General features: G+C 36.6%; 10 protein-coding genes. 5 read left to right on the forward strand and 5 right to left on the reverse strand.

Annotated elements, in window-relative coordinates:
- Positions 1 to 201: 201 nt before the first annotated feature.
- Entirely contained in the window at positions 202 to 1020 is an 819-nt protein-coding gene (ispE, locus tag ACRD7B_RS09170) for a 4-(cytidine 5'-diphospho)-2-C-methyl-D-erythritol kinase (RefSeq protein WP_430824230.1), read from the forward strand.
- Positions 1021 to 1049: 29 nt separating this feature from the next.
- Here ispE and ACRD7B_RS09175 read toward each other — a convergent pair whose 3' ends face one another.
- The 5 genes from ACRD7B_RS09175 to ACRD7B_RS09195 all read right to left on the reverse strand — a co-directional run bounded on the left by ACRD7B_RS09175 (position 1050) and on the right by ACRD7B_RS09195 (position 7312).
- Entirely contained in the window at positions 1050 to 1376 is a 327-nt protein-coding gene (locus tag ACRD7B_RS09175; RefSeq protein WP_430824231.1) for an acyl-CoA carboxylase biotin carboxyl carrier protein subunit, read from the reverse strand.
- A gap of 11 nt (positions 1377 to 1387) precedes the next feature.
- Positions 1388 to 2932, reverse strand: coding sequence for an acyl-CoA carboxylase subunit beta (locus ACRD7B_RS09180; protein WP_430824232.1), 1545 nt, complete (start codon positions 2930 to 2932; stop codon positions 1388 to 1390).
- Between the two features lie 172 nt (positions 2933 to 3104).
- Positions 3105 to 4187, reverse strand: a complete 1083-nt coding sequence (locus ACRD7B_RS09185) for an LptF/LptG family permease (RefSeq protein ID WP_430824233.1) — start codon at positions 4185 to 4187, stop codon at positions 3105 to 3107.
- A 109-nt stretch (positions 4188 to 4296) separates the two neighbouring features.
- Positions 4297 to 5427 carry a tRNA guanosine(34) transglycosylase Tgt gene (tgt, locus tag ACRD7B_RS09190; RefSeq protein ID WP_430824234.1) on the reverse strand — a complete coding sequence of 377 codons (1131 nt, stop codon included), beginning with the start codon at positions 5425 to 5427 and terminating at the stop codon, positions 4297 to 4299.
- 169 nt (positions 5428 to 5596) lie between these two features.
- Positions 5597 to 7312, reverse strand: a complete 1716-nt coding sequence (locus ACRD7B_RS09195) for a glycoside hydrolase family 9 protein (RefSeq protein WP_430824235.1) — start codon at positions 7310 to 7312, stop codon at positions 5597 to 5599.
- A 289-nt stretch (positions 7313 to 7601) separates the two neighbouring features.
- Here ACRD7B_RS09195 and ACRD7B_RS09200 point away from each other — a divergent pair, with 289 nt between their 5' ends.
- The 4 genes from ACRD7B_RS09200 (at position 7602) to rpmH (ending at position 10284) form a co-directional block, all read left to right on the forward strand.
- Complete coding sequence (locus ACRD7B_RS09200; RefSeq protein WP_430824236.1) at positions 7602 to 8720, forward strand: glycosyltransferase; 1119 nt, start codon at positions 7602 to 7604, stop codon at positions 8718 to 8720.
- Positions 8711 to 9319 (forward strand): RNA polymerase sigma factor, encoded by a 609-nt coding sequence (locus tag ACRD7B_RS09205; protein ID WP_430824237.1) that lies wholly within the window; start codon positions 8711 to 8713, stop codon positions 9317 to 9319. Before ACRD7B_RS09200 ends, ACRD7B_RS09205 begins: the two co-directional genes overlap by 10 nt.
- 51 nt (positions 9320 to 9370) lie before the next feature.
- Positions 9371 to 9991 (forward strand): 16S rRNA (guanine(527)-N(7))-methyltransferase RsmG, encoded by a 621-nt coding sequence (gene rsmG / locus ACRD7B_RS09210; RefSeq protein WP_430824238.1) that lies wholly within the window; start codon positions 9371 to 9373, stop codon positions 9989 to 9991.
- A 134-nt stretch (positions 9992 to 10125) separates the two neighbouring features.
- Positions 10126 to 10284, forward strand: coding sequence for a 50S ribosomal protein L34 (rpmH, locus tag ACRD7B_RS09215; protein ID WP_430824239.1), 159 nt, complete (start codon positions 10126 to 10128; stop codon positions 10282 to 10284).
- Positions 10285 to 10464 lie beyond the last annotated feature (180 nt).

Below are 10464 nucleotides of genomic sequence, written 5' to 3' on the forward strand. Positions count from 1 at the left end.
AGTTAGCTGTTAAATAAACCAAGATTAGACATAGAATTTGCCCAGCTAAATTCTCTCTTTTTATTTTGAAGACTTAACCCATTCAGTCTAATTAACTTTACTAAACCTACTTCGAAAGGTAAAAATCTAAATAATTTCTAAAAAAATAAGCCAAGGTTTTTAAAACTAAAAAGCATTAATTTGTAGTTAAAATAAAAATATATGCTTTGTTTTCCGAATGCCAAGATTAACATTGGTTTAAATATAGTTGAGAAACGACCTGATGGCTACCATAATCTTGAAACCGTTTTTTATCCCATTCCACTTTGCGATGCACTTGAAGCAGTTGTTTCGAAAGATGATTCGCAGCCTTACCATTGGGACAACTCCGGCATACAAGTTGATGCACCTGGTGAAGAAAATATTTGCATTAAGGCATTTGAACTTTTAGCTCAAGATTATGAATTACCAACTCTAAATATTCATTTATTAAAGAAAATACCCTTCGGAGCCGGATTAGGTGGCGGATCAGCAGATGGGGCTTTCATGCTGAAACTCATCAACGATATGTGCGAACTTAATTTATCAAGCGATAAGTTAAAAAGCTTGGCGGCAAAACTTGGTGCAGATTGCCCTTTCTTTATTGATAACAAAGCTTGTTTTGCAGCGGGTATTGGGGATCAATTCGAATCCCTTGATCTTAATTTAAAAGGCTATCACATCGCCTTAGTAAAACCACCCATTCATGTTTCTACACCAGTGGCTTATGCAGGAATCAAACCAACAAAGTCAAATAGAAACTTGAAAGAAGACATTTTACTACCAATAGAACAATGGAAAGAAGTAATTAAAAATGATTTTGAGACTTCTGTTTTCAAGAAGTATCCCAGCATTAAAATGATTAAAGAAAACCTTTATTCATCAGGAGCCAATTATGCTGCCATGTCGGGAAGTGGATCAACGGTATTTGGACTTTTTAAAGAAGCCCCTAAACTAAAATTTAATGATGACCATTTTGTTTGGTCAAAGGAAATAAAATAAAAAAAGCTGCCAGAAGGCAGCTTTTTTTATTACTCTATTTCAATCATCACATGATTCTTAGGAATCTTATCTCCCGTCACCACATTAATGGATTTAATAACTCCATCACGCGGCATAGCAATTTGATTTCTCATCTTCATTGCTTCCAAAATCAATAATGATTTACCAGCTTTTACTTTGTCTCCCTCTTTCACATAGATCTCTAAAATAGTCCCTGGAATATAGGACTTAATAAGATCGAAATTTGGGTCTTCATATTTAATTCGATTTTCGAATTTCTTAGTCAATCTTGTTTTATACTTCATACTAAGTATAGCAAAATCAACCAATCCTTCTATCTTCTTTTTCTTAGCCATAAACCCTCCTATTAAAATGGTGGAATTCCGTGCTTTTTAGCAGGTCTATGATCATCTTTATTGATAGAAACCTCAATGGCATGTAATAACAATGCACGCGTTTCGTTTGGTTCAATAACTGAATCGATATAACCTTTTGCTGCCGCCACATATGGGTTAGCAAATTTATCTTTGTACTCTTGTACTTTTATAGCACGCATTGCATCAGCGTCTTCTGCTTCTTCAATGTCTTTTCTAAAGATAATATTAGCCGCTCCTTCAGGACCCATTACCGCAATCTCAGCCATTGGCCATGCAAACATAAAGTCAGCACCAAGGTGACGTGAGTTCATAGCAATGTAACCACCACCATACGCTTTACGCAAGATAACCGTAACTTTAGGCACAGTAGCTTCGGAATATGCATATAGTACTTTCGCACCGTGACGAATTACACCAGCATGCTCCTGATCTGCTCCAGGTAAATAACCCGGCATATCTTCCAAAGTAACAATCGGAATGTTAAAGGCATCGCAATAACGAATAAAACGAGCTGCTTTATCCGAACTATCACAATCCAATACACCAGCTAATACCAAAGGCTGATTGGCAACGAAACCAACTGTTTCACCATTTAAGCGACCAAAACCAATAACAATGTTAGCTGCCCACAATTCCTGAATTTCGAAGAAATCAGAATCATCAACAATACCTTTAATAACATCGCGCACATCATATGGTTGCTTAGGATCAGAAGGAATTAAATCCTCAATATTTCCTTTGAATTTTGGCTGTTTTGGAGGGAAAGTTTTTGCTTTCTTAGAATTATTCCATGGAATAAATGTGATCAACTTTTTAATCTGGTCAAAACATTCAGCTTCACTATCTGAGAAGAAATGTGCATTACCAGTTGTTTCAGCATGTACACGTGCACCTCCAAGATCTTCCATTGAGATTTTCTCTCCAAGCACCGACTCAATTACACTTGGTCCGGTAATAAACATCTTAGAGATCTTATCAACAACAAAAACAAAGTCGGTTAATGCTGGCGAATAAACGGCACCACCAGCACATGGACCTAGAATTACTGATATTTGAGGAATTACTCCTGAAGCCATTGTATTACGGTAGAATATTTCTCCATAACCAGCCAGAGCATTCACCCCTTCTTGTATACGAGCACCACCTGAATCGTTTATACCAATTAATGGCACGCGCATTTTTAAGGCGTGATCCATAATTTTGGTAATCTTACGGGCATGCATCAGTCCTAATGAACCTCCTTCAACGGTAAAGTCCTGGGCAAAAATACATATTGGAGCACCATAAATAGTACCAGTTCCAATAATAACTCCATCTCCATGCAGTTGTTTTTTGTCCATTCCAAAATCACGAGCTTCGTGTTCTACGAATAAATCGAACTCAGTAAACGAATCTTTATCAACCAGCGCTAAGATACGGGCACGAGCGGTTTGTTTACCTCTGGCAACCTGTTTTTCAATGGCTTTATCGCCACCACCCTTTTGCACTTGTTCCTTTCGTTTACGAAGGTCTAGGATGTGTTTTTTCAATGACATAATCCAATAATTTGATTTAACCTATTATTAACCAAGACGTATTTTCAACACCCTGTTTAATAGAATTACAGAGTGCATAATTACAAATTTTATTTTTTTAACAAAAGAGAATTGATCATATATAATTTGATCTCTTCACTTTTAAGAGAATGTTTTGTTTAGAAACGGCCCATTATTTCGGAGCTCTTAGGTATAAAAACACAGCTATTAAAGCGAATACAAAATTAGGTATCCACACTGCTAACAGAGGGTTCATACTACCATTAATTGCAAAGGTAGTTGAAACAGTCATGAACAAAATATACGAAAAACTTAGGGCAATGCCAACTCCAATATGTAAACCCATCCCTCCTCGTACTTTGCGAGATGCCAATGAAACGCCAATTAATGTTAAAATAAATGCACTAAAAGGCGAAGCTACACGCTTGTATTTTTCAATGTAAAACTCTTCTAAGTTCCCAACACCACGTGCTGTTTGTTCTTCAATATATCTATTTAACTCGGGATTGGTCATCGTTTCAAAATACTTCCGCTCTTCCTTAAAGTCGCTCGGCTTCATATTCGGAATCAAGGTATCCAGCTCCTTTCCCTTTGTTATGTTTTGCTCAATACCATTGGTAAAATCACGGATTAAATAACGCTTAAGGTTCCATTTCCCGGTTGCCGTATCGTATTTAATATTACGGGCCGATAATTTTGAGATAATTTGTTTTCCATCATACTTCTCCATATTAAAATGATCGCCTGCTTCACGAAAAGAGTAGTATTTGCCTAAATATACAAAAACACCTGGCTCAATTTGCATATGTAAATTTCCCAAACCAGTCTCCTTGGCATCCTTAACATAGGTTGCTTCAAAATTTAAACGGGTTTGATTGGCAGGAGGAATTATATATCCACTTAAAACAAAGGAAAAAACACCTATAATAGCTGCCCCCAAAAAATAGGGAAACATCAATCGCCTAAAACTTACACCACTAGATAGAATGGCTATTATCTCTGTTTGATAAGCCATTTTAGAGGTGAAAAAAATAACCGCAATAAAAACAAAAAGAGGGGTAAATAAGTTGGCAAAGTAGGGTACAAAATTCTTATAATAATCAAAGACAATTGCATCGAGTGGTGCCCCCTTCTCAAAGAAATTGTCTATTTTTTCAGTTAAATCAAAGACCACTGAAATACTTATTATCAAAAGTATGGCAAAGAAAAAAGTACCTAGGAATTTCTTTAATATATAGAGATCTAATTTTTTCAAACTTCACATTTTAGTTAAACTTCACTAATGTGCTTGCTAATACAAAAGAACAAAAAATACTGGAATAAAATTAAAGTCTCTTTTGAAACCTGACATAAAAACGCATTGCTTAAAGGCGCGTTGTCACCTTTTTTACCATAATATCTTTCCATGCATCAAAATCGCCAGCAACAATGTGCTTACGCGCCTCTTTTACCAACCAAAGGTAAAAACTCAGATTATGCATACTTCCTATTTGCGCTGCTAACATCTCTTTCGAAATATATAAATGACGCAAATAAGCTTTTGTATAATGGCTATCTACAAAGGAAGTGCCATTTGGGTCAACTGGCGAAAAATCACTTTCCCATTTTTTGTTACGCATGTTCAATATCCCCTCAGAAGTAAACAACATTCCGTTACGTCCATTTCGGGTTGGCATCACACAATCAAACATATCAACACCCAAGGCAATATTCTCTAATAAATTAGCAGGCGTGCCAACTCCCATTAAATAACGTGGTTTATCCTGAGGTAAAATTCCATTTACCAACTCCACCATTTCGTACATCACTTCAGTAGGTTCACCTACAGCTAATCCGCCAATAGCGTTCCCCTCACGACCTTGCTCAGCTATAAACTCTGCCGATTGCGTTCTCAAATCACGGTAACCAGCCCCTTGTACAATAGGGAAGAATGTTTGAGAATGTCCATAAAGAGGTTCTGTTTCATCAAAATGCTTTGTGCCTCGCTTCAACCATCGGTGTGTTAATTCCATCGATGTTTTTGCATAGGCGTAATCCGAATCTCCAGGAGGACATTCGTCCAATGCCATTATAATATCAGCTCCAATTACACGCTGAGTATCTACTACATTCTCGGGAGTAAACAAATGCTTTGAGCCATCCAGATGAGATCGAAACATGGCTCCTTCTTCTGTCAATTTTCGATTATCACTTAAGGAAAACACCTGATAGCCGCCACTATCAGTAAGAATGGGTTTGTTCCAACCATTAAATTTATGCAAACCACCAGCGGCCTTTAAGATATCCAATCCTGGTCGTAAGTAGAGATGATAAGTATTCCCTAAAATTATTTCAGCTTTTACATCATCGTGTAAATCTCTAAAATGAACCCCTTTAACAGAACCAACCGTACCAACGGGCATAAATATTGGCGTTTCAATGGTGCCGTGATCCGTTGTAACCAGCCCAGCGCGAGCCTTACTCTTGATATCTGTATGTTGAAGTTTAAAATCCATATACTATTTGATGTTATAAGCTCAAAAAAAGGTTAATCCAAGCCCAATTAAACATTGTACTTTTCTAAATTCGGGCTGCAAATATACGAATCATTCACAAAACCAAAGAGGAGACCTAACTCATTTCAAAAGATATATATAAAACATCAAATAGTACAGGCTAATTCAATTATTCTAAACCATCAATATAAGTAGCTACAAAATATAAAACAGAATGCCCCGAAATGGTGTTCTCGTTGGATGCATAACTTTCAACATCATCAACAAAACACTTGGCTGGCGGTGTATTTTCATCAAAAGCATTCTGAAGAGCAGCGTCGTTCAAAAACTTATTTGGACCACCGCTAAGAATACCAGGAATAGGCTCTGCATGCATATCGGCTATGGAAGGCGCATGGTGCAAATGCAAAATACGCTTGGTTCCAACACCTGTTACAAAGCTAATTTTGTGCACATTTACACCCACAATGTAATCCATATGACTAATTGCTAGATTTTTGTAGGCCTCATTCCCGGTCAGCTCATATCCATAAATTAGGTTAATCGCTTTCTTCAAAACCGAACTGGTAGAACCCCAAACAAAATCATTGGCCAACATCCCTGTTCTGAAACCATCCTTTTCAGCAATGGCAACATGTCGATCACAGTATTCAATGAGGCTAGCCTTCAATGCCTTCTTCTCAACTTCATCTATTTTAGCATTGTCAGAGAAAAGCATAGTATAATAAGCCAATGTTGAAGGGTTGGCCCAGCTCGCTTCTGAAAAAGAGCTCCCAACAACTTCTTTCAATAATTGATAGTCATGATAGTATTTTTTTTTGCCAGTAAGAATAAAAAGTTCAGTTGCAGCCCACAGACGTTCATCTTTATCGTAGGCATCGGAATAACCACCCGCCTTTGTATCTGCAGGATTTTTAAATCCACCTTCCGGAAAAATATCTGGATGCTTTTGCAAATAAGCATATGATTTAAGAGCTGCCTTTTTACAACGGTCTGAAAAATTTTGATCAATACTCTCATACACTCTTGACACACGAGCCATTATGGCAACAAAATCGGCTGTAGCTGTTGACGAGACTTCATAAATATATCGCTGAGTTTTGGACTCACCAGGCATCATAAAATCAGCATATAATTTAGTATGTACCTTTTCATGCACTGCACCGTCTTCTCGTTGCATTTTAAGCATCCAATCCACCTCATATTTTATTTCATCCAATAAATCAGAAATTCCGTTTCCACTTTCTGGTATGCCCCAGCTATCACTATAATGCTTTACAGGAGCCAACTCATACGCCAATAATAAATAGGCCGATGTTACTGATCCTGCTGCAATGTATTTGCCATAATCGCCCGCATCATGCCAACCACCAGTCACATCTTTATTACCTTCGAGAGCTGCTGTTGGATGGTATTTCGCGTCATCCAAATGACATTTACAACGATGGTGTTCACCTGCATATTCTTCCAATAAATCCATTCCACAGCGCTGCAAAAAAAGTGATTTATTAGCTTTTTCAATAAGATTGGCATAGGGTGAAGTAGAAATTTTAAAGGGATAAGACGTTATTCCGCTATTGAGCGATGATTTAATTTTCACCAGATAATCACCTGGCTCTGTTAAAGTTGAGAAATCGCCTTCGTAAATGCTTAAACCAGTATTTACATCTTTTTCAGATCGTATTGTAAGCTCACCAGTAAAAACAGGCTTGGCAGTTTCTCTGTTAATGATCGAAAAACTTTCAGCTTGATAATCCACATACACATGCTTTTGAGAAGACGGTAAATATCCAGCTTGATTAATGAATATATTTTGTTGTGCCTTACATGGCATCAAAACAAATAAAAACGATAAGCTTAAAACAACAGGCATCCAACTCTTCATGATAGTATATTGATTTTTAGTTAAGTGTATTGTGCTATGTATTAATCCAGAATATAGCTCTAAAATAACACTTCTCTGTTTGCCAGAAAAATAAATTACTCAAGCTACCAACTAAAAACATCTAAATACATATAAACTCGAAACATCGAAGTACTAATTTCCAGTAAGTGTATTTTAATTAGTAATATCAACACTATTGTAACAACAATTGCGTTTTTATGAAAAATTCAAAACACTGAATCAAGCGATTGTAAATAAAATATTGCAATTTTGACAAAAAATAAGGCCAGTGACTATTGAAATAATTTACATCTTCATAGGAATATATGCTGCATCGTGGTGCTTTCAAGTGTATTATTACCTATGGTTTATGCTTAAAACATCCAGCGAAGCAAAGATTGACAGCAGTTCTTCTGATCAAGCATTATCAGTTGTCATCTGTGCCAAAAACGAAGCTAGCAACCTAAAAAAGCATCTTCCTAAAATACTTGAACAAGATTACCCAGATTTCCAGGTAGTGGTAGTAAACGACTGCTCAACTGACGATACAGATATGGTGCTTGCCCACTTAAAAAGCAAGTATGAGCAGCTATACTACACCAATATTCCCAACGATAAGAAATTTTACCAAGGCAAAAAACTAGCACTGACCTTAGGTGTGAAAGCTGCCAAACATGAACGATTAATTCTTACCGATGCCGATTGCCAACCAACATCTGATAAATGGCTTAGGCATATCTCAGCTTCTTTTGTAAACGAAAAAGAAATTGTAATTGGACATGGTCGTTTTACGAAGAAGACAAGTTTATTCAATTTATTTTTACGCTACGAAACTTTCTGGAATGCGGTTCAATATATGGGATTTGCACTTCGAGGCCTTCCATTTATGGCCGTTGGCCGAAATATGGCTTACAATAAATCGCTATTCCTTAAATCCGATGTGTTTAAACGTTTTTTAAACGTTGCATCAGGAGACGATGACTTATTTATGCGATCGTGCGCTACGGCAACCAATACAGCCATTTGCATTAAGCCCGAAGCACAAACAGAATCAATTGCTCCAAAAAACTTTAGTGATTGGACAACTCGCAAAGCACGTCATCTAACTACAGCGCCACACTACACTTTTAAGATTAAAAGTCTTTTGTTTTTTGAAGCGCTTACACGCCAATTATTTTGGGGGCTAACCATTTGTTCACTTTTTTTTCCTACTTTTGCATTAATTGGCTTGGGTTTATTTATCGTCAAAACAGCCATTCAATATATTGTTTTAGCCAAAGCAGCTAAGAAAATGGGTGAAGAGAAATTATATCTCGCATCACTTTTGTTTGACGCCATAATACCCATCATAATAGGAAGCATTTGGCTTATTAATATTTTTAGTGGAAAAAATAAGAAATGGAAATAAATCCAAATCTATCGGATAAGGCAAAATATGATTTAGACCTCGTGGATGGGGCGATAAGTGGTGATCAAAAAGCATTTGCGGAGTTGATGGGAAGGTACAGAGATGCCATCTACTTTATGCTTTTAAAAATGGTCAGCAATAAAAGTGACGCTGAAGATTTAACCATTGAAGCCTTTGGCAAAGCCTTTAAGAACATCCATCAGTACTCGCCTAATTACGCATTTAGTACCTGGCTTTTTAAAATCGCCTCAAACAATTGCATTGATTTTCTTCGCAAAAAACGAAATAACATTGTTTCAATCGACGGCGGCATTACGGAAGATAAGGAAAACGATCAACCAATACACCTGAAGGACGAAACACCTGATCCAGAGGAATTTCTGATCAAACAACAGAAAAAAGTTTTGATGCGTACTGTGGTTAAAAAGCTTAAACCACGCTATCGCATATTAATTGAATTGCGTTATTTCAAAGAGTTTTCGTACGAAGAAATTGCTGAGGAATTAGACTTGCCTTTGGGAACAGTTAAAGCGCAATTATTCCGAGCACGAGAATTACTTTTCAACACCTTAAAAAATTCTGATATTAAGACGGGCTGATTTGACAACAGCCTTTTTTATTATAAATCAGTATATACTTGCCATCAACAAATGGACATAATAAAGAAGTATTTTAAACATCTAGATCCCCTCGCAGAAGAAAGACTTGGGAAACTAGGCGATATATATGCGCATTGGAATGCAAACATCAATGTCATTTCACGCAAAGATATGGAACACTTTTATGAGCGACATGTCTTGCACTCATTAGCCATAGCCGAATTCATACAATTTAGTGACAACACCAAAATACTGGATGTGGGTACAGGCGGTGGATTCCCTGGAATTCCGTTAGCCATAATGTTCCCCAAATGCCAATTTCAATTAGTTGATTCAATCGGCAAAAAAATAAAAGTGGTGAATGCCGTAGCTGAAGAACTTGGACTGAGTAACGTCAGTGCCAAACAAATTCGCGTTGAGAATCATCCTGAACAGTACGACTTCATAATAAGCAGAGCAGTAACCGCATTTCCTGCTTTCGTAAAACTATGCAAGGGTAGAATATTAGTAAAACAACACAATGCCATCAGTAATGGCATCCTATATTTAAAAGGTGGCGATTTTTCGGAAGAATTAAAACCATTTTCAAAGAATGCCTCTATAACTCCGCTATCAAGCTACTTTGAAGAAGATTTTTTTGATACTAAAAAATTAATTCACCTTTCGATGTAGTAGTTAGATAACTACCAATCGGAAACATTATTTAAAAAAGTAGTTTATTTTTTTTGGAAGACAAAAAAAACGCTTATTTTTGCAGTCCGAAAAAGGAAGATAAGGCAATAATCGAAAGATAAAAAAGCATAACGATGAAAAGAACATTTCAACCCTCTAATAGAAAGAGACGCAACAAGCACGGATTTCGTGACAAGATGGCATCAGCCGCTGGACGTAAAACATTAGCTGCAAGAAGAGCAAAAGGTCGTAAGAAACTTACTGTTTCTTGTGAAAAAAGACATAAAGCTTAATTATTTAAGCTTCATAATATTAAAAGTAAAGAATCCTCATTTTGGGTTCTTTACTTTTTTTATGCCCTAAAGTTTGTATGTGATACAATTATACCAATTGTATTCCAAAATGATTGATAAATCATTTTGCTAATTACAATGGTTAATGCCGATACAAAAGCACAGATTGATTTTTTTATC

The sequence above is a fragment of the Carboxylicivirga fragile genome (genome assembly GCF_050589805.1).
Taxonomy (GTDB): Bacteria; Bacteroidota; Bacteroidia; order Bacteroidales; family Marinilabiliaceae; genus Carboxylicivirga; species Carboxylicivirga fragile.

Excerpts from the sequence above, each read along its gene's own strand:
- ispE (WP_430824230.1), top strand. The coding sequence starts at position 202 with ATGCTTTGTTTTCCGAATGCCAAGATTAACATTGGTTTAAATATAGTT.
- ACRD7B_RS09175 (WP_430824231.1), bottom strand. The coding sequence starts at position 1,376 with ATGGCTAAGAAAAAGAAGATAGAAGGATTGGTTGATTTTGCTATACTT.
- ACRD7B_RS09180 (WP_430824232.1), bottom strand. The coding sequence starts at position 2,932 with ATGTCATTGAAAAAACACATCCTAGACCTTCGTAAACGAAAGGAACAA.
- tgt (WP_430824234.1), bottom strand. The coding sequence starts at position 5,427 with ATGGATTTTAAACTTCAACATACAGATATCAAGAGTAAGGCTCGCGCT.
- ACRD7B_RS09195 (WP_430824235.1), bottom strand. The coding sequence starts at position 7,312 with ATGAAGAGTTGGATGCCTGTTGTTTTAAGCTTATCGTTTTTATTTGTT.
- ACRD7B_RS09205 (WP_430824237.1), top strand. The coding sequence starts at position 8,711 with ATGGAAATAAATCCAAATCTATCGGATAAGGCAAAATATGATTTAGAC.
- rsmG (WP_430824238.1), top strand. The coding sequence starts at position 9,371 with ATGGACATAATAAAGAAGTATTTTAAACATCTAGATCCCCTCGCAGAA.
- rpmH (WP_430824239.1), top strand. The coding sequence starts at position 10,126 with ATGAAAAGAACATTTCAACCCTCTAATAGAAAGAGACGCAACAAGCAC.